The 18,017-nt window shown below is 57.9% G+C and carries 17 protein-coding genes; 6 read left to right on the top strand and 11 right to left on the bottom strand.

All coding sequences use genetic code 11. The features are described from left to right. Window positions 1-44 precede the first annotated feature (44 nt). The 5 genes from WAW39_RS03870 to folD form a co-directional block, all read right to left on the bottom strand. Window positions 45-1,340: a DUF1501 domain-containing protein gene (locus WAW39_RS03870; RefSeq protein ID WP_422315965.1), complete on the bottom strand. Its 1,296-nt coding sequence runs from the start codon at window positions 1,338-1,340 to the stop codon at window positions 45-47. Between the two features lie 42 nt (window positions 1,341-1,382). Then, entirely contained in the window at window positions 1,383-3,593 is a 2,211-nt protein-coding gene (locus WAW39_RS03865; RefSeq protein WP_422315963.1) for a DUF1549 domain-containing protein, read from the bottom strand. A 117-nt stretch (window positions 3,594-3,710) separates the two neighbouring features. Continuing rightward, window positions 3,711-5,156 (bottom strand): sulfatase family protein, encoded by a 1,446-nt coding sequence (locus tag WAW39_RS03860; protein WP_422315961.1) that lies wholly within the window; start codon window positions 5,154-5,156, stop codon window positions 3,711-3,713. 60 nt (window positions 5,157-5,216) lie between these two features. Further along, entirely contained in the window at window positions 5,217-6,752 is a 1,536-nt protein-coding gene (locus WAW39_RS03855; protein WP_422315959.1) for a S10 family peptidase, read from the bottom strand. A gap of 86 nt (window positions 6,753-6,838) precedes the next feature. Next, on the bottom strand, window positions 6,839-7,711 hold the full coding sequence (gene folD, locus WAW39_RS03850; protein ID WP_422315957.1) for a bifunctional methylenetetrahydrofolate dehydrogenase/methenyltetrahydrofolate cyclohydrolase FolD: 873 nt from the start codon (window positions 7,709-7,711) through the stop codon (window positions 6,839-6,841). 147 nt (window positions 7,712-7,858) lie between these two features. On the opposite strand from folD, the gene WAW39_RS03845 reads away from it, so the two are divergent. The 4 genes from WAW39_RS03845 to WAW39_RS03830 all read left to right on the top strand — a co-directional run bounded on the left by WAW39_RS03845 (window position 7,859) and on the right by WAW39_RS03830 (window position 10,140). Then, window positions 7,859-8,242, top strand: a complete 384-nt coding sequence (locus WAW39_RS03845) for a hypothetical protein (protein ID WP_422315955.1) — start codon at window positions 7,859-7,861, stop codon at window positions 8,240-8,242. Between the two features lie 20 nt (window positions 8,243-8,262). After that, window positions 8,263-8,751, top strand: coding sequence for a Spy/CpxP family protein refolding chaperone (locus tag WAW39_RS03840; protein ID WP_422315953.1), 489 nt, complete (start codon window positions 8,263-8,265; stop codon window positions 8,749-8,751). A gap of 84 nt (window positions 8,752-8,835) precedes the next feature. Next, the gene (locus tag WAW39_RS03835) at window positions 8,836-9,426 is read left to right on the top strand and encodes an RNA polymerase sigma factor (protein WP_422315951.1); all 591 of its coding nucleotides are present in this window, start codon (window positions 8,836-8,838) and stop codon (window positions 9,424-9,426) included. Window positions 9,427-9,711: 285 nt separating this feature from the next. After that, window positions 9,712-10,140, top strand: coding sequence for a hypothetical protein (locus WAW39_RS03830; protein ID WP_422315949.1), 429 nt, complete (start codon window positions 9,712-9,714; stop codon window positions 10,138-10,140). Between the two features lie 53 nt (window positions 10,141-10,193). Here the strand turns inward: WAW39_RS03830 and WAW39_RS03825 are convergent, their stop codons facing one another. Both WAW39_RS03825 and WAW39_RS03820 read right to left on the bottom strand, forming a co-directional pair. Then, a complete protein-coding gene (locus WAW39_RS03825) occupies window positions 10,194-10,403 on the bottom strand; it encodes a hypothetical protein (protein WP_397381378.1) in 210 nt (69 codons plus the stop codon). After that, a complete protein-coding gene (locus WAW39_RS03820; RefSeq protein ID WP_422315946.1) occupies window positions 10,400-10,651 on the bottom strand; it encodes a hypothetical protein in 252 nt (83 codons plus the stop codon). The genes WAW39_RS03825 and WAW39_RS03820 overlap by 4 nt, the downstream gene beginning before the upstream one ends. Before the next feature lie 180 nt (window positions 10,652-10,831). Here WAW39_RS03820 and WAW39_RS03815 point away from each other — a divergent pair, with 180 nt between their 5' ends. Continuing rightward, window positions 10,832-11,530, top strand: a complete 699-nt coding sequence (locus tag WAW39_RS03815; protein ID WP_422315944.1) for a 3-keto-disaccharide hydrolase — start codon at window positions 10,832-10,834, stop codon at window positions 11,528-11,530. Here WAW39_RS03815 and WAW39_RS03810 read toward each other — a convergent pair. Further along, window positions 11,485-12,114 carry a hypothetical protein gene (locus tag WAW39_RS03810; RefSeq protein WP_422315942.1) on the bottom strand — a complete coding sequence of 210 codons (630 nt, stop codon included), beginning with the start codon at window positions 12,112-12,114 and terminating at the stop codon, window positions 11,485-11,487. The genes WAW39_RS03815 and WAW39_RS03810 overlap by 46 nt on opposite strands. Continuing rightward, on the bottom strand, window positions 12,114-13,226 hold the full coding sequence (locus WAW39_RS03805) for a hypothetical protein (protein ID WP_422315940.1): 1,113 nt from the start codon (window positions 13,224-13,226) through the stop codon (window positions 12,114-12,116). Before WAW39_RS03805 ends, WAW39_RS03810 begins: the two co-directional genes overlap by 1 nt. A 119-nt stretch (window positions 13,227-13,345) precedes the next feature. Between WAW39_RS03805 and WAW39_RS03800 the strand changes: the two genes are divergently transcribed. Further along, the gene (locus tag WAW39_RS03800) at window positions 13,346-15,583 is read left to right on the top strand and encodes a redoxin domain-containing protein (protein WP_422315938.1); all 2,238 of its coding nucleotides are present in this window, start codon (window positions 13,346-13,348) and stop codon (window positions 15,581-15,583) included. A 6-nt stretch (window positions 15,584-15,589) separates the two neighbouring features. On the opposite strand, the gene WAW39_RS03795 is transcribed toward WAW39_RS03800, so the two are convergent. Together WAW39_RS03795 and WAW39_RS03790 are read right to left on the bottom strand one after the other, a co-directional pair. Next, window positions 15,590-17,299, bottom strand: coding sequence for a S1 family peptidase (locus WAW39_RS03795; protein ID WP_422315936.1), 1,710 nt, complete (start codon window positions 17,297-17,299; stop codon window positions 15,590-15,592). Window positions 17,300-17,310: 11 nt separating this feature from the next. Then, window positions 17,311-17,643 (bottom strand): hypothetical protein, encoded by a 333-nt coding sequence (locus WAW39_RS03790; protein WP_422315934.1) that lies wholly within the window; start codon window positions 17,641-17,643, stop codon window positions 17,311-17,313. Window positions 17,644-18,017 lie beyond the last annotated feature (374 nt).

Here is an 18,017-nt window from a genome sequence, read left to right as displayed (position 1 = left end):
TTGCGACCGGGTGCTTCTCATTGAGGAGATAATCCCGCGATTGGTTACGCGAAGATGTCGAGGACAGGAACGCCCTTGTCGCCGACCGTGAACGGACGGTTGGAGGGTGACATGACCACTTCATCCACAGGCAGGCCCATGGCATGGCCGATGGTGGCCTGGAAGTCCTGCGGTGTGCACTGCTTGTCAGCGACACGACGGCCTTCCTTGTCGGTGGAGCCATAGACGAAGCCGCCTTTGACGCCGCCGCCTGCGAAGACGGTGGAGTAAGCGAGCGGATAGTGGTCACGGCCATCATTTTCGTTGATGTCCGGTGTGCGGCCGAATTCTGAACCCATGACGATCATCGTGGATTCAAACAAGCCATTGGAAACAAGGTCTTCGATCAAGGCGGCGAAGACGCTGTCCATGGTCGCTGCGGTTGTGCCAAGAGCTGTGTCAATGGTGTTGTGCATGTCCCAGCCACCGGATTGAACTTCGACGAAACGAACACCGGCCTGCACCAGACGACGGGCAAGGAGAGCACCCTGGCCGAAGTTGTTTCTGCCGAACTTCTCACGCACTGCTGCGGGTTCCTGGCTGAGGTCGAAGGCCTTCAGGTCTTCGCTCTTCATGAGCTTGACGGTTTCGTCATAGAACTCGGAATAGGACTTCACATCGTCCGACTGGAACTTTTTACGGAAGGAGGTGTCGAATTCGTCGGTCAGGGACAGACGCTTCTTGAACTGATCTTCCGAAGTGGTCGGCTTGATGTTCTGCAGCCCGGTCTCTGGATTGGAGATCGGGATGGGGCTCATCGTGGTGGGGAAGAAACCTGCACCAGGGAAAGCATTGCCGCTGTTGACGACCACGCTGTCTGGAAGGGTTGGTCCCTTGATACGACCCAGGAAGTGGGATGCCCAGGCGCCGATGCAAGGATGGACAATCGTGCCACGCGGCTCATAGCCGGTCTTCATGACATAAGTGCCCTGATCATGCACACCGGTCTTGGAGCTCATGGAACGGATGATGGAGAACTTGTTGGCCACCTTGGCCATCTTCTCCATAGTGCCGCCAAGGCGGTCCATGTTGCCGGAGCCAGCATTGGCCTTGATCGGATCAGTCGGGCCTTTGGTTGGCCCGTCTTTTGGATCCCAGGTGTCGATGTGGGTCATGCCGCCACCCATCCAGAGGAAGATGACGTTTTTGGCCTTGCCGAAGCCGGGGGTGCCTGCACCAGTGGTGCCGGCAGCCGCCAGGTTCAGAGAGGGCATGACGGTCACGCCGAGCGCGGCCTGAGCCGTGCGCATCATGAAGTCACGACGGGCGATAGGGTTGAGCTTGTTGAGTGCTGGTTTCATAAGAGATGTCTGCGCGTTACGTGTTGTCGGTTAAACGTGGGATTATTGGATGAAAATGAATTCGCGGGTGTTGATGAGCGCCCAGATCATGTTGGCATAGCCGTCATCACCTCCGGAGAGGGCGCGCTTGGCGATGTCCTTTTCCGCAAGCGTTGGGCGGCGGTTGAGCACGGAGACAAACAGAGCTTCAACCTTTTCAGGTGGGGACTTCACCTGCGCCATCGTGCGGAAGATCAGTGAATCCGGGCTGGTGAGCATCTGCTGCGCCTTGCCGTTCATCATCATCAGCACCTGGGGAACCGAGCCGGACTTGACGCTGCCGTCAATCAGGGAGCGGGGGGACTGACCGAAGTCGATGAGAAAGTGGCCGTTTGGAGCAGGCTGCTCCAGAGTGGAGGCCCGGCGAAGAACCATGCCGTTGTAGGTCAGGGAGGCATTTTCCATCGTGCCGCCAGCAGGCTTGGCTTCTGCCTTGCCTTTGCCTTTGGCTTTGCCGCTGTCCATCATCATGTCGTCACCACCGGCTTCGGCAAGACCACCACCCATGAGGGCGCGTTCTTTTTCTGCCATCTTGCGGAAGGCGTCATACTTCACCAGCACGGTCTGCGCATCCAGTTTTGGATTGCTGAGGTCCAGGTCAATGGAACGACTGTAGAGATCTTCAAGCGGCTTGGCATACTTGTCGGGGTCGCCGAGCACCAAGGTCATGTAAGAGTCCCAGGCCTGCTCAGCGCTCATGCGGCGGAGGAGGGGGCCCTGGAAGTAGTAGGGTTCACCCATGGCAATCTTTTCCGAGGTGGCCTCAGACTGATAAGCGCGGGTGTTGTAGATGATGCGCATGAAGCTCTTGATGTCGAACTTCACCCGTTTCATTTCTTCGGCCAGGTGGATGAGCAGTTCGGGATTCACGGACTGCTTGGGATCATCAATGTTGGTCACTGGCTCACAGATGGCCTGGCCGAAAGCACGCTTCCACATGCGGTTGGCGATCGCCATGGCGAAGCGGGGATTGCTTGGATCCGTGGCCCATTTGGCGAATGCCGGACGAAGTTCTTCTGCGGACTTCATCTTCTGCTTGTAGGCAGGAAGATTTTTGTCGTCCCTGCTCCAGGTGATGAACTTGGGTTCCACCGGGTCATTGGGCTTGGCATCAGGATATTTGTAGTCATGCGGAAGCTTCATGGTGTTGGTGTCCATGTCTCCGACGATGTAGCGGTTGGCTCCCATGTAGTTGCGGATGCCATTGCGGATGCGCTTGATGTCCTGGCCGCTCTGGGTGACCATTTCTTCAATCTTAGGCATCAGATCATTCATGGCGTTCATGGCCATGCCGGGGCTTTCTTTGCCCTTGCCTTTGCCGTAAGCGCGCATCGTGGTGGTGGTGGCGCCGAAGAAGGAGGCCATTTCATAGAACTGGTGCTGAGTCCAGTCGGAGAACGGGTGGTCATGGCACTGGGCGCAGGCCACGTCGGTGCCCAGGAACACAGCGAGCGTGTTGGCCAGATTGTCCAGCGGCATGCCTGCGTCACGGAGGAGATAACCAGCGGCACCATCCTGCCACATCTTCCCCTTGGCGGTCAGCATCTCAAACACCATCTTGTCCCACGAGGTGTTCTTCTCGATCTCGTGCTGCATCCAGTTGATGTAGGGAACGCCGCGCAGGTTGTCCTGTTCGAGGCGGTCTTTCACACGCAGCATTTCCGCGAAGTAGTTGAACGTGTTGCTGTTGTAGCCGGGGCTGTCGAGCAGCATGTCGATCAGTTTGGCACGCTTGTTCGGATTGCTGTCCGAAACGAACTGATTGGTTTCCGCGTAATTCGGAATGCGACCGACGATGTCGAGATAAACGCGGCGCACGAACTGCTCGTCGCTTGCCAGCGGGTTGAATCCGGTAATCGGCTTTTTGCCACCCTTGGCGCGCTCAGGATTGGCACGTACAAGGCCATTGGCCACGAGGCGGTCAACTGAGGCGGATGCCTGGGCTACCGTGGCGTTCGCCAGCATCACCGGCTGGTCCGAAGGCTTCATGCTTTTTGCCAGCGCCTGGTCTTCCGCAGACAATCTGGTCAGCGCAAACTTGTGAGTGGCGCCGTCTGCGGTTTTCAGAATGATGTCCTCACCATCGAGTCCGATGAATGAGGCGGTGACTTGGCGGCCCGAGGTGTCCGTCCAAGTGCGAATTTCCGCCAAGGCGGAAGACGCACAAAGCGCGGAAACAAGCAGGCTGCTGAGCAGTTTCGTGGTTTGTTTCATGGTGGTGTGGAATGAAGGGAATGGAATTCCAATGGTTCGAACGTGCCGGAGGAGCATCCAATTAGGCTAATTAGCGGTTTTTTTGCAGTTTCGGCAAGCTGGGACGCGGGAAAGGACCTATTTACCCGGCCTCAAAAGAGCTTTTTCCAGCGCGGATGACATGGCTTTGACCCGATCTTGCCTTGTTTTAGCCAAGTTTTGGCTTTCCCCAAGGTCCTGGGACAAGTCATAGAGCTGAGGGTCGGGGGCATTTCCGGTCTCACTATTGGTGTTCTTATTTTTGGCGGCGCCGGGACTGGCAGGGATGAATTTCCAGTTCCCATCCCGCAGGCTAACTGGACCGCCCTGTTCGACCAGTTGTGTCCGGCCAGTCATGTCCGTTCCCAGAAGGGCGGGCAGTATATTTTGGCTGTCCACGGCGGCGGGTGGAGTTGGCTGGCCGGTCAAAGCGGCAAAACTGGCGGGAAAATCGACCTGGCAGACGAGGGCGGAACTCACACCCGGCTTCACTTTCGCGGGCCAGCGAACAATGAAAGGCACCCGCGTCCCGCCCTCGAACGCGCTGTATTTTCCACCCCGCAGGGGGCCGGCGGGCTTGTGCTTGCCGAGCTTTTCGACCGCTTGGTCCTGATATCCATCATCCACCACGGGGCCATTATCGCTGCTGAGGAGGACAAGGGTGTTGTCTTTCAGGCCCAGTCGGTCGAGTGCGGCTAGGATTGTGCCCACGCTGTCGTCGAACTGCAAAATGGCATCTCCTCGCGGTCCCATGCCGCTTTTTCCGACAAAACGCGGATGGGGAACGCGCGGTACGTGAGGATCATGCGCTGCGAAGTACAGGAAGAAAGGGCCGTCCTTGCTGGCCTCGATGAACTTCACGGCTTGGCTGGTAAAAGTGTCCGCCATGTCCTCATCCTTCCAAAGGGCCGCTTTTCCTCCCTTCATATAACCAATGCGGCTGATGCCATTGATCAGGGCCATGTCATGCCCGTGGCTGGGGTGCATCTTGAGCAGTTCGGGGTTGGCCTTGCCCGTCGGTTCTCCAGAAAAAGGCTGCTTGTAGCTCACCTGGATCGGGTCTGCTGGGTCAAGTCCCTCGATTTGATGATCCTTCACAAACACACAAGGCACCCGGTCACCCGTGGCGGCCATGATGAAGCAGTGGTTGAAGCCGATCTCCAGCGGTCCTGGTTGGATCGAGCCATTCCAATCCATAGCACCGTCGCCCAGCCCCAGATGCCATTTCCCGACCACTCCGGTCTGGTAGCCTGTGCCTTTGAAGACTGAGGCCAGAGTCGCCCGGCCCGGTGGGATGATCATCTTGGCATCCCCCGGCAAAATGCCCGTCCCTTTCTGCCGGAAGGCGTACTCGCCGGTCAGCATCGCGAATCGGGAGGGCGTACACGTCGCCGCCGCACAATGTCCGTCCGTGAAACGCAGCCCCTCAGCCGCCAGCTTGTCGATATGCGGGGTCGAAATGGTCTTGGCGCCGTAGCAGGACACATCTCCGTATCCAAGATCGTCCGCATACAGCAGCACCACATTGGGTTTGTCCGCGGCCATGGTCGCAGAAACGAGCATCAGAGCGATCCAGCAGCTTTTCATGGATGACTTGGGCAGGTGTTACTTCAGGGCCTTGGCGATGAATGCGGCGATGTCTGCATGCATTTTCTCCATATCGGGGCGGTTCGTGTACATCATGTGGCCGGACTCATATTCGGCGAATTCGATGTTCCCGCGCAGTTCATCCGGCAGGTGCATCTGGCGCACGCTCAGCAGCATGTTGTCAGGCGGTGTCACCAAGTCACGCCAGCCCACCAATGCCAGCACCTTGAGATGGGGGTTTTGCTTGATCGCCTCCGCCAGTTGGCCGCTCACGCTCGTGTAGCTGTTGCCCTTGCCGTGGTTCCAGTTCGGCTGCGGTGCCAGCACTTCATACGGCAGGTCTTTTTCATATTTCAATTCTTCGCGCAAATAGGCGTTCATCGAAGCCGCAGCGATGCTGCCCACCACACGCATGAAAGGTTCGATCTGTGGACGGCTTTCTGACTCATCGCCATCCCGCCCTGTCACCCGCGCATCGTAGGCACCGAGCACCAGCTTTTCTTTGCGCAGCAGCCGCTCGCGAAACACCCCGCTGTCGATCCGCAGTTCCTGCTCTTCAATAAGCTTCGGTTCCAGACCCGTCAATCGGGCCAGTTTTTTCACCACCGCCTCACGCTCTGCGGCTGTCAGATCGCTTCCCTTGAGCAGGGCCGAAGCGTATTCACCGAAGGCAAACGCGCGTGATTCCGCCACGGCCTTCTTGAAATCCGCCTGCAAATCCGCCGGCAGCTTCTTGTGGTAGTGAGCCGTCGCGGTCATCGCAGGCAGTCCCACCAGATACGGTGTTTCATTCAGCGGTCCGGGGATCAGCGTCGCGTAATCGAGCAGGCCGGACACGATCACGATGCCATTCAAGTACATGCGGTGCCGCTGCTGCAGATGCTCCGCCAGCCCGCCACCGCGAATGCCACCGTAACTTTCACCCGCGATGAATTTGGGTGACCGCCAGCGCTGCTCGCGCGTGACCCACAAACGTATGAACTCGCCCACGCTGGCGATGTCCTCCTGCACGCCGAGAAATTCGCTGAGATTCTTCGGATCTTCGGCACGGCTGAAGCCAGTGTTCACCGGGTCGATGAACACCAGATCGGTGACATCCAGCAGGGAGAACTCATTGTTCACCAGTCCGCCTGGGGGCAGCGGGGGCGTCAGTCCATCCGCTGGTAAATCCACACGCTTGGGTCCGAAGGCTCCCAGATGCAGCCACACCGAGCTGCTGCCCGGGCCGCCATTGAAGCAAAACGTCACAGGCCGCGTGGCCGCGTCCTTCACATCCTTCATGGTGTAGGCCGTATAAAAGACCTGCGCCGAAGGTTTGCCGTCTGGCTTCAGGATGGGCAGCGTGCCAGCCTTGGCTTCATAGGCGATTTCTTTGCCGCCGATGGTCACCTTGCCGCTCGTTACCACAGGCTTGTCGGCATCAGGCTTCTTGGCTTCTTTTTTCTCATCCGCTTTGCCTTCCTTTTTCTCGGCAGGGGGTGCTTCAGGTTTGGCGAGCTTGTCTTCTTCAGCGGCAAGGCAAACGGGCATCGCCAGGGCCAGTACGGAGGTCAAAAGGGTCGGTCGGATACGCATGGTGACCGGAAGCATGGCATGCGCGCCACGCCTTGAGAATCAAAATCCGCATGAAACCACCACGGTCACGCCTGCTTGCAGGCCTTGATCGTGTTCGCCATGAGCATGGCGATGGTCATCGGACCGACGCCGCCGGGGACGGGGGTGATCGCACGGCATTTCGGCGCGACTTCATCGTAGGCAACGTCGCCGACGAGCTTGTACCCCTTTTCGGTGGTGGGATCGTCCACGCGGTTGATGCCCACGTCGATCACGACTGCGCCTTCTTTGACATGTTCGGCCTTGATGAAATGCGGGCGGCCAATCGCGGCGATGATGATGTCCGCCGTGCGGGTGATCGCGGCGAGATCGCGTGTGCGGGAATGCGTGACGGTCACGGTGGCGTCGCCGCCTTTGCCCTTGGCCATGAGCAGCAGGGCCATGGGTTTGCCCACGATCATGCTGCGGCCGACCACGACGGCATGGGCGCCGCTCGTTTCGATGCCGGCTTCGATCAGCAGTCGCTGGCAGCCCAGCGGGGTGCAAGGGACGAAGCCCGTGGGATCTTCCAGCGCGAGCTTGGCCACATTGACCGGATGAAAGCCGTCCACATCCTTGGCCGGATCAATGGCTCGCACGATGGCGGCCTCATCGATGTGCTTTGGCGGCGGGCTTTGCACCAGGATGCCATGAATCGCCGGATCGTTGTTCAAGGCGTGCACATGGGCCAGCAGTTCGTCCTGCGTCGTTGTGGCCGGGAGTTCGAGTTTGACGGAGTGCAGGCCCAGGTCACGGCACTTTTTATCTTTGGAACGCACATAGGCCCGTGAGGCCGGATCATCACCCACGAGGACGACCGCGAGGCCCGGCTTGCGCCCCTGCGCGGCCAGTTCGGCGATTTCGCGACGGCATTCTTCGAGGACTTTTTCGGCGACGGCGGTTCCTGAGATGATCTGCATGTTTTCTGGTCATGCAGACGTGGCGGCGAGTCAACAGCCGACGCCAAAAACCGCAGGGCGGCTTTTTCTGTAACCACACGGTTCTGCCCGGCATTCGGCTCACTGTGCGGTTCTCAAGCCGCGATCCATCCAAACCCAAATCACATCATGAAAACTACCCTCATCCTCCTAACTCTCGGTTTCACCCTCGGAAGCGTGCAGGCGCGCGATTTCGGCCGCAGTTCCTCATTTACCACCAAACGAGGCACCAGCTCGCGTGCAGTTGCTGGTAATGTCACTCCTGGCACCGGTGCCAGTCGCACCGCCGCCACGACTGGAGCCAAAGGCAAAACTGCCACCGCCAGCCAGCAGGTGACTCGCATCGAAAACGGTCGCGCCTCCGGTGGTGCGGTCACCGGCCCGAATGGCAAAACTGCCACGACCAGTGGTTCCGTGACACATGCCGATGGTACCCGCACCGCCACCCGCAGCGCCACGGGGCCGAACGGACAGACGAAATCCGCGACCACCACCACGACAAAGAATCAATAAACCTCCAACACTGCCAACCTATGAAAACATTGACACTGTCACTGCTCGCCGTCTTTGGCCTGGCCACTGCCATTCCTGCGATGGCGTTCGGCCGCAGCGCCGACATCGGCGAAGGCATCATCCCTGATCAAACACGCTCCTCCATCCGCGAGATCGTGCGCACGGCGGTGCGTCACTTCCTGAACTTCCGCAAGCAGACGCCTCTCAGCGAAGAACAGAAGGCTGCGATCAGCAAGATCCTCGCAGAGCACCGTGAGGAAATTCATGCGCAGATCAACCAGAGCCGCGCTGCCCGCCATGCCATGGAGGCGGCCGTCAAAGAAAACGGCAGCACCATGGCGGCTGCGGAAAAGATCGGCGATGCCGCGCGTGATCGTGCGCTGCTTATGGCCCGCATCGGTGCGCAGGTCCGGCCCCTGCTCACGCCGGAGCAGCAAAAACAGCTCGAAGCAGCCCGCACAGAGATCGAAGGCATGGTCGATGGCGCGCTCGCCTCAGCGCTGCGCTGAATGCGCTCCACGGCAACGAGGCTTGATCTTCTTAGGTCTGCCTCGTTGCCATTCTCCGTTTTGGAATTACCTGCGTTACCAGCTGTGACCGCCGCCGCTCAAACTGAAAGCCTCGTGGACGATGACCTCGTCCTGATTCAGTCGGCGCAGGCTGGAGATCTCGATGCCTTTGATCAAATCATCACACGCCACCAGTCCACCATGACCGCCATGCTTCACCGCTTCTCCGCCAACCGTGCCGATCTTGAGGACATGGTGCAGGAGACGTTTGTGCGTGCCTGGCGCGCGCTGCCGCAGTGGCGGCCGGACAAACCCTTTCTGCACTGGCTCAAGCGGATCGCTGCCAACATCGGCCTCGAATTCTGCCGCAAGCATCAGCGCTCACCTTTTTCGCGCCTCGTTCAGCCGACCGATGAATCACATCCTCTCGACAACATTGCCAGTGCTGACGACGTCCCAACTGCAAGCGATGCTCTCGCCTGTGCGCAGTTCATCCTTTCGCATCTCCCGCCGGATGACCGTGCCTTGCTCACGCTGCTCCACCTCGAACAAATGCCGCTGGGTGACATCGCCGCGCATTTCGGCTGGAGCAAAGTCAACGCCAAGGTGAAAGCCTTCCGCGCTAGGCAGCGCCTTAAAACCATTCTCACACGTCATGGATACACCCTCTCGTAAACCCACGTCTTGGGATCAGCTCACACACCATGCACGATCGGTTCCTGCGCCAGCAGACCTAGATCTGCGTGCTGCTATTCGCGCTGAAATCACCTCCTCCCCGTCACAAGCCGCGTCTCTATTGGACGCTGTTCTCAGTCTCTTTCGTTCCCGATGGCTGCAGACCTGTTTTGCGTGTCTCGCTGCTGCAGCCGTTCTGGCCTGCCTCGAGAGCCTCGAAGTCGTGAATGAAATGGCCTGGATCTGGCAGCTTCAGGGCCCCGTGTTCGCAGGCATTTGATTTCCATGAACACTCCATCCCAAACCTCGTTACGCTGGAAAGCCGTTCTTCTTCTGCTGCTGGTCTTTGCTCTGGGGGCAGGTTGCGGCATCGGCGGAGGACTGCTGGTGCTGCGTCGAATCGTTCAGCATGCCATTGCACATCCAGATGAGTCACACGCTCCGGTTGACCGGGTCGTGGGCAAGATCGAATCCCAGATGGTGGCGGAGCTTGATCTCACGGATTCCGAGCGTAGCGCGGTGCATGCGGAACTGCTGCAAGCCGCCACAGAATTCAAGGCATTGCGCCGTGAAGTCTGGCAGAAGGCCAGCATGAACGTGTCGGGTTCGCTTGATCGTATTTGCCAGCATCTCCCTGCTGAAAAGCAGGCGATCCTGCGCAAAAAAGCCGCCGAACGGCTGGGTCCCTGGGGCCTGCTCAGTGGCAAGCAGTAACTCTATTGGCGTTACTTCAACTCCATTCAGCCGCGCGTCTGGCGGCTACCACCTCAGGCTGCAGCCAGCAGCTTCTGTTTGCCGCCTTCAGCCAGCAGGGCGGCGAGTTCAGGCATGTAGCGGGTGATCTCGTGCGAGAGCATCGAGAGCCGGGTTTCGGATTTCCAACTGCCTTTCTTGCTGCGGTCCATGTCGGTCATTTCGACTTCAACAAGGGTGGAGAAGACAGTGGAGTCAGCCTGAGGATCGTGTTGCAGTGTCATGATGATAGTGAAGGTTGATCCGGCGTCAAAAGAACGAGCTGTCCGTTCTTGAGAGTCCATTTGCGTCTGTCCAAAGCACCCGAGTTCAACATGGCATCGATCCCATTGCTCAACAGCATCCTCGCCGCCTCGGCGGGGCTGCTGCCAAACGTGCCCTTCAAGGTCATGTCTTCGAGGTACTGCTTGATCTGCGGTGTGATCGCGATCGTCAGTGACAATGAGTCGAAGGTGTTTGAGGGGCGGGCCATCCAATAATAACCGGGTAATAACCCCATTTTAATTCCAACTTGACCCAATGGTCAAGGTTGGCTTCCATTAATTTGGGGTTTTAACCCCATAAAAACCCCGGTTTTATTTAAGGTTTATTAAGCATCTGGTGGTTAGCGATGGAAACCGGTCACGAACTGCGTTCAAAACCGCCCAATCCTATGAAACGCTTACTCCGTATCTCTCTCCCTGCCGCCCTGCTCGGGGCAGCCATTCTCAGTCTGAACGCCCAAACCAAGGATGAAGGTGGCTGGCAGAACTGGTTTGCTGATGGTTCGCTGCAAGGCGGCCAGATCATCAGCGGCAAAGCCAGCTACAAGGTCGAAAACGGGGTGCTCACAGGCACCACGACCGAAGGCAGCCCGAACACCTTCCTCGCCATCGGCCCGTTCAAGGATTTTGAACTCGAGTTCGAGGTCAATGTGGATGATGCGCTCAATTCAGGCGTGCAGGTGCGCAGCCACATCGCCAAAGAAGGCGATCCAGTACCTGAGGGCGCCAAAGGCAAGCTCCCAGCCGGACGCCTCTACGGACCGCAGTGCGAGATCGCCATCAACGGCACTGCCGGTGATTTCTATGATGAAGCACGTCGCGGCACTTGGTGGAGCATTCTGACGAAAACGGACGCGGTACGGACGGATGCCGCGAAAGCAGCCTTCAAAAAAGGCGAGTGGAACCACTACCGCATCGTGGTAAAAGGCGATCATTATCAGAGCTTCGTCAACGGAGTGGCGGCCGCCGACTTTACCCAGCCCAACGACCCCGAAGGCTACATCGGCTTTCAGGTTCACGGCATCAAGGGCGGCACGGGCCCCTACAGCGTTCGCTGGCGCAATGTGAAGTTCCGCGAAACGAAGTAAATTCCGATCAAAGCCAGGCCGCCTGCTCCTGCGGCCGCCATCCAGCTGCGCCACCAAGGCGTGAGCTGGATGGGAATGGGACGGGAACGATCTCCCGCCAGCAGGAGCATCCATTTGGGCGCTACATCAGGATGCGTCGCATCGTGTGTCCAGAGCAGCACGTCGTGCAGTTTGCCCTTGGGCATTTCAAAAACAATCTCTGGCTCGGCGCTGCGCCAGCGCCAGGCTGAGGTGATCAAGGCATGAGCCTCGCCTTCAGTGCCGGACGGCAGGTAGGCGGCAGGGGCGTAATCCTCCCAGTTGTGATGCTGCGAGATGCTTGCCGTGGCCAGAGTGGCAAGCGGCACCAGAGTTTCGTGCTGCTTCAGGCGCACCGGGTCAGCCAGCGCATCCAGCGCGGCAGATTCATCCATGATGAGCGGGTTGCTGCCGTAGTCGGCTGTGACCTCCAGCAGCACCTCTGCATCCGGCAGGAGGGTGAGCTTGGCGCTCAAAAACTCTGCTCCATGCCCCAAAGCACACAGGGGGGCCAGAACGGCTCCCCCTGCGGCGAGAATGAGGATGGATCGCGCGAGGCGCATCATTACTTCTTCACGTTCCACTTCAAGACACGGCCCCACTTGTTCCACTCGGTTTCGAGGATGTTGCCATCGTTGTCGAAGGTGATGCCATGCGGGCTGGTCACGACACCCTGCTTCCAGTCCTTGGGGGCAATGCCGGGGGTGTTGGTCATCTGCGGGCTGGTGCCGAGATCAGCCACGCGCTTGTTGGCCTTGTCCCAGACGCTGACATTGCCGGCGATTTCGGCCACGCACATCAGATCCCCGTGGAAGCTGGCGGAGCTGGGGTTGCGCATCTCGGTGGCGATTTCGCCGATGAAATTGCCTGCGAGGTCGGTGTGTAGCATGCGCTTGTGGCCGCGGTCACAGATCATGACACGGGCGGGCTCAAAGCGTGTGTCGATGAAGATCTTGTGGGCGTTTGCCAGCGCCAAGGGCTTGTCGGGGCCGCCGAAAACGCTCTTGAACTTGCCATCGGCGCTGAACACAAAGATGAAGCTGCGACCATAGCCGTCGACGACGTAAATGTCACCGTTGGGAGCCACGTCGCAGTTGGTAAGCTTGAGACCGCCGGCTGCGGCGACGCCTTTTTCCTTGGCAATTTTCTTCTCGGTGCCGTCAGCGAGCTTGAGGGTGATTTCCGTTTTGGTATCTGCGATCTTCAGGCCCGATGCGATGGGGGTCTTCTTTTTGGGATCGACCTCGTCGGCTTTGGTGACACTCACAAAATCACGCTGCTCAGCAGGAAAGGCGCTGGTGGGGATCTCCATCACGAGGCTGCCATCCAGGTTGCATTTGATGACCTTCTGCTCGCCGAGCACGGCGGCGTAGATGTGCTCAGCACCGCCAAGCTTGCGAATCACAAAGCCATGCAGGGAAGGGGGGAGGGGGAGGGTTTTGATGAACTTGCCGTCCTTGCCATATACCTGCAGGCCAGCCAGGGCGGGGTCTTTGTCCTGCACGCTCACGTAGATGTTGCCGGCGGAATCCACGGCGATTTCGCCGTGGCCGTCGCCGATGGTTTCTTTACCAGGAGGCGGGGTGATGAAGTTCGGGACGAATTCATAGGCCACTTCGGCAGCAGCAGTGCTGGCGAGGGCCATGACGGACAGGAGGGAGAGGATGCGGTTGCTCATCAGGCGGATTCAAACGGAACGCAGAGGCAGCGTCAATCGTACAACGGTGATTTTGCTGGATGATCCTGTCATACGGCAGGAAACTTCAGGTCACACAGCGTGTTCCCATGCATCTTCCCATGAAAAAAGCTCTCTTCATTCTGCTCGGCAGCGCGGCGCTGGCGGTGTCCGTTGTCGGTCTGCGTGCGCAGGCACAGCTCACCGAATTTGATGAAAAATTCAAAGCGTTCGACCAGAACGGCGACGGCATCATCAGCGGGAGTGAAATGAACGGCGCGAACTACCTGCCCCGGCTGGACTTGAACAAGGATGGCAAGCTGACGCATGACGAAGCGCTCGAAGCCGTCCAGAAAATGCGCAAGCTCTCGGGCAATCTGCCCGCCGGGGTCGGTGATGAGTCAACGCCCGTCCTCTTTAAGCGCATGGACAAGAACAGCGATGGCAAGCTGACCGCTGAAGAGTTGCCGAACAAGAAATGGTTCAACGGCCTTGATACGGACAAAGACGGCTCGGTGACTCTGGAAGAGGCGGAGAAGGTGATAGCCACTTTGCGCAAACGCGGCAGCACGGGAAGCGGGACCACTGAGAGCCCGATCAAACCCGCCTCCGAGGATCCTTCCTTCAAGGAAGCGCCTGAGTTGCTCAAGGGCAGCGATCATGGGGTGGGGCGCATGGTGGCCGATCTCGCTTTGAAGACCTTGCAGGGAAGTGAAGTCAAACTGAGCAGCGCCGCAGGCAAGAACGGCCTCGTGATTGCACTGTTCAGCGCGAGCTGCCCAATCAGCGGCAAGCTGGCACCCGAGACCGCCCGGCTTGAAGCGTCACTGAAGGAACAAGGTGTGGGCATGCTGCTGGTGAACGCTCCGCCGGGACAGAAAGCCGAGGAGATCACGCAGTTCATCGCAGACCACAAGCTGGTGTCTCCGGTCGCCACAGATGCGGATGGCAAACTCGCGCAGCTACTGACGGCAACGACAACCACAGAGGTGTTCCTGCTCGATGCTGCACGCACGCTCGTTTACCGCGGTGCACTGAATGATCAATACGGCCTGGGCTACTCAAAGGACACGCCGCAGCATCATTACTTGCGCGATGCGGTGGCTGCGATGCTGCGTGGCGAGCCGGCAGAACTGGTCGCGACCAGTGCGCCGGGATGTGCGCTGGATCTGCCGTCGCAACAAGGCATCGCCAGTACACCCGTGACTTATCACCGTGACATCGCACGCATCATGCAGGCAAACTGCGTGGAGTGCCATCACAAGGGCGGCGTTGGGCCGTTCGCACTGGATTCATATGAGGCGGTGATCGAGCACGCTGGAATGATTCGCAAGCAGGTGGAGCGCGGAGCCATGCCGCCGTGGTTTGCCGCTCCGCTCGAAGGGCGTGCTCACTCGCCTTGGATCAATGACCGCTCTTTATCGGCACGTGATCGTTCAGATTTGCTGGCATGGCTGAGCGCGGATCGTGCCAAGGGCGACATTGCGGATGCGCCCAAGCCTCGTGTTTTTCCCAGCGAGTGGAGCATTGGCAAGCCGGATGCGATCATCGCTGCCGCAAAGCCGATTTCCATCAAGGCCGAAGGCACGATGCCATACCAGCATGTGACCGTGGCCACCGAATTTCCTGAAGACCGCTGGGTGCGCGGTTATGAGATTCTTCCGAGCGCCCGCGAGGTGGTGCATCACGTCATTGTCAGTGTGCATGAAAAAGGCAGCAAAGTGCGCGGTGGTGGCGATGAAGGCGCCGAAGGCTACTGGGCGGCCTATGTTCCTGGCAATACGAAGCAGATTTACCCCGAGGGATTTGCCCGCAAGCTGCCTGCGGGCGCGACGGTGAGTTTCCAGATTCACTACACGCCGAACGGCAAAGCGGTGGAAGACACGATCCGAATGGGGCTGCTGTTTTCCAAGACACCACCGAAATATGTCGTTCACACCACCGGCCTGTCCAATACGCGCCTGAGCATCCCCCCGGGAGAGGCCAATCATGTGGAGGTGGCCCAGCGTACGCTGCCCGTGGACGTCAATGTGATGGCCTGGATGGCCCACATGCACGTGCGCGGCAAGGCCTTCAAATTCGAGGTCACTCTGCCCGATGGCAAGAGCGAGACGCTGCTGGACATCCCCAAATACGACTTCAACTGGCAGCTCCGCTACGACTATGCCGTGCCGCATTTCCTGCCCCGCGGCAGCACGGTGAAAATCACCGCCGTGTATGATAACAGCTCTGGCAATCCGGCCAACCCTGATCCCACCAAAACCGTCCGCTGGGGACAGCAGACCTTCGACGAGATGATGATCGGCTACATGGAGCACTACACGCCGTTGAACCCGGAGGTCGCCGACGTGAGGAAGTGATATTTCTCAGCGATAGCGCGTGGCGCCTTCATTGAGGAAATTGGCATGAATCGTTTTTCTGATCTCCAACAATTCAGGAATGAACTGCTTCAGATAGGGAGCTCGGTCTGCATTGGAGAGCATGCTTATTTGTGATGATGAAACCTGGGCCACGGAGCCAAAGAATTCAGCGAAGACAGGAACCACCTGGGTGATGGCCATTGTGCCTTTCGTGAACCCCAGCCGTTGATTGACCTTGGCAATGCCGTTGCTGATGGCCGCTCCTAATGTAAATCTGCTGCCATCCACAATGACCTGGCGGATAATGTAGTCACCGCGGGGCCGGCTGGGAATGTCAAACCCTCCGCGATTGGGCTTGGGGTCGAGATAGCATGCGGCAGCCAAAGTCAAAGTATCACGGTGGAAAGCTTTCAGCTCGGCCAAGGAACTCATCAGTGAGGTGTATTGCATTTTCCGCCATTTGGTCACCTTGTCAGGCCTCACCGCAAAGCGTCTTACATTTTCGAAAACGGTTCCCCGGGTCCAGATGTCACTTTTGCCTGAATCCAGGTAGGTTGAGATACCTAGTACCTGCTTTGTGTCTGTGAGTACAACTGGCCCGCCGCTGTTGCCAGGTACGATCTGACAGCTGACTTCGATTCGGTCACTTCCCAAACCAAGCACCGCACCATCAAGCGAAGTCACAGCGTCGCCTCCCAGACTGTTGCCATAGGCGATCACCCTTTGATTGACGTTGACTGAAAAATTGGTGTCTACGAGGGCATAGGAAGTTTCGCCCTCTTTGAGTGTCACAGGGAAACGTGCAACGTCTTCAAGGCCATTGGATGAATTAGGATCGTATGTGTTCGAAAGCTCGATCTCGTAAGGAATCGGGATATTCCGTCCCGATGCCGTTTTGATGCTTTCAATCTTGGAGGTGAAACTTTTGGGAGTGCCGCAGATGACATGCGCGTTGGTATAGACGTAGGTCTTGCCACCCACCTGGGCGATGAAACCTGAGCCGCTGCCATGGTCTGTTTTGATGATGATGAGGCAACCGGCATCAAAGGATGAACCCGCCGCCAGCGCAGGTGTGGTTGTCGTCACGCTGGGGGTGGCTGGTGCTTGAGCCTTGGCCATTTCCGGCGGTGTTGGCTCACTGGTTGGGGGCTTTGATGTGAGCGCTGCTTCTGGTGGTGATGTTTTAAAAGCCGTAACTGCAGCAATCAGCTTGGGTATCAGGGCGTTCGCTCCCAGATCATATTTCTCTCTCAAATTCTCAGGCAGCAGACCCACCGTAACAGTGCCAACGCCATCGGCATAGATCAATGAGATGCCTGCTTCATCCACTTTGCGGATTTTGGCAGACCGGACCAGCTTGCCATTTGTTAGTGTGAAATCTCCCAATTCCTTGCCAGCGGCAGAGGAACGTGCGTTCTCCACTGCCATTTTGAATGAGTCGGTGTTCTGCGCCAGGTCGGCGTTGATTTTTTCAAGGCGCTTGTCGAGGATGCCCTTGGCCTTCAGAAGCACCTGATTTTTTTCCATGGTATCGCGGCGTTGATTCAGGAACGCTTTCTTTTGAGCGATGAGACTGCGTTGGTCGGCAAGTCGGGCAGTGACCTCCTGCACAGCCAGTTCTGATGCCTTGAGCTTGGCGGTATGATCATGATAAAAGTAACCACCGAGGCCGCCGCCGATTACAACCAGAAGCCAAAACTTGGGTGAGGTAAGCATGGTGGTGGGGATTATTGAGCATTGAGGCCTTTGTAGGCATCAAGCTTGGATTGAACTTTTTTCAGCAGATCATCACCCTGGGTGCATTTTTTTTTCAGCCCGGCCAGAGCCTGTTCGATTGCGGCATTGTATTTCACCCATTCCATATCCTGTTGAGTCAGCACATTCAGGTCGATGGTATTGGTGCCATGGACCAGTTCTGCGTCGAGCTGTCGCAGCTCTTCATTGCCTTGAAGGAACTCTGCTTCCAAACCAGCCTGTTGTTTAGACATGGACTCATTTTTATCACAGGAGGCTGCCAATAGAATGCCAGCCAAAGCAGTGAAAATGCATGGGTAGTTCATGTTAAATATTCTTAGCATCAGACCATGGGGTGTCAAAAGTGACAAGAAAAAATGCCACGGCTTATACCGGGTGTTTGGGTGAAAGCAAACGCGGCAGTAGCGGCACCCAGCCTCGAAGAGGTCATTTCGAATTTAGGCACGATGGCGGCAGCCCCTGCGGTAGCACGGTGGAAATCACCATTGTGTAACGGATGCAGCAACCCCGCCAATCCTTAACCAACCGAAACTGTGAGTGTGTAGCGGCAGACTGAGGTGGACCCCGAAATTCGGGCCAGTAGTGAAGTTATGCGACTATGGTGGCCGAGGCTTGGGGGCAACCCAAGACACGACCCAACGAAATGAAAGCCAAACGCAAAAGACACGACGCCCAGTTC

The sequence above is a fragment of the Prosthecobacter sp. genome (assembly GCF_049294395.1).
Taxonomy (GTDB): Bacteria; Verrucomicrobiota; Verrucomicrobiia; order Verrucomicrobiales; family Verrucomicrobiaceae; genus Prosthecobacter.
The sequence above is the reverse complement of the archived record's forward strand: the minus strand, read 5'-3'. Positions and strand labels throughout refer to the sequence as shown.

Bases quoted from the DNA above. Each gene is read 5' to 3' on its own strand.
- WAW39_RS03870 (WP_422315965.1), bottom strand. From the start codon at position 1,340: ATGAAACCAGCACTCAACAAGCTCAACCCTATCGCCCGTCGTGACTTC.
- WAW39_RS03865 (WP_422315963.1), bottom strand. From the start codon at position 3,593: ATGAAACAAACCACGAAACTGCTCAGCAGCCTGCTTGTTTCCGCGCTT.
- WAW39_RS03860 (WP_422315961.1), bottom strand. From the start codon at position 5,156: ATGGCCGCGGACAAACCCAATGTGGTGCTGCTGTATGCGGACGATCTT.
- folD (WP_422315957.1), bottom strand. From the start codon at position 7,711: ATGCAGATCATCTCAGGAACCGCCGTCGCCGAAAAAGTCCTCGAAGAA.
- WAW39_RS03845 (WP_422315955.1), top strand. From the start codon at position 7,859: ATGAAAACTACCCTCATCCTCCTAACTCTCGGTTTCACCCTCGGAAGC.
- WAW39_RS03840 (WP_422315953.1), top strand. From the start codon at position 8,263: ATGAAAACATTGACACTGTCACTGCTCGCCGTCTTTGGCCTGGCCACT.
- WAW39_RS03830 (WP_422315949.1), top strand. From the start codon at position 9,712: ATGAACACTCCATCCCAAACCTCGTTACGCTGGAAAGCCGTTCTTCTT.
- WAW39_RS03825 (WP_397381378.1), bottom strand. From the start codon at position 10,403: ATGACACTGCAACACGATCCTCAGGCTGACTCCACTGTCTTCTCCACC.
- WAW39_RS03820 (WP_422315946.1), bottom strand. From the start codon at position 10,651: ATGGCCCGCCCCTCAAACACCTTCGACTCATTGTCACTGACGATCGCG.
- WAW39_RS03815 (WP_422315944.1), top strand. From the start codon at position 10,832: ATGAAACGCTTACTCCGTATCTCTCTCCCTGCCGCCCTGCTCGGGGCA.
- WAW39_RS03810 (WP_422315942.1), bottom strand. From the start codon at position 12,114: ATGATGCGCCTCGCGCGATCCATCCTCATTCTCGCCGCAGGGGGAGCC.
- WAW39_RS03805 (WP_422315940.1), bottom strand. From the start codon at position 13,226: ATGAGCAACCGCATCCTCTCCCTCCTGTCCGTCATGGCCCTCGCCAGC.
- WAW39_RS03800 (WP_422315938.1), top strand. From the start codon at position 13,346: ATGAAAAAAGCTCTCTTCATTCTGCTCGGCAGCGCGGCGCTGGCGGTG.
- WAW39_RS03795 (WP_422315936.1), bottom strand. From the start codon at position 17,299: ATGCTTACCTCACCCAAGTTTTGGCTTCTGGTTGTAATCGGCGGCGGC.
- WAW39_RS03790 (WP_422315934.1), bottom strand. From the start codon at position 17,643: ATGAACTACCCATGCATTTTCACTGCTTTGGCTGGCATTCTATTGGCA.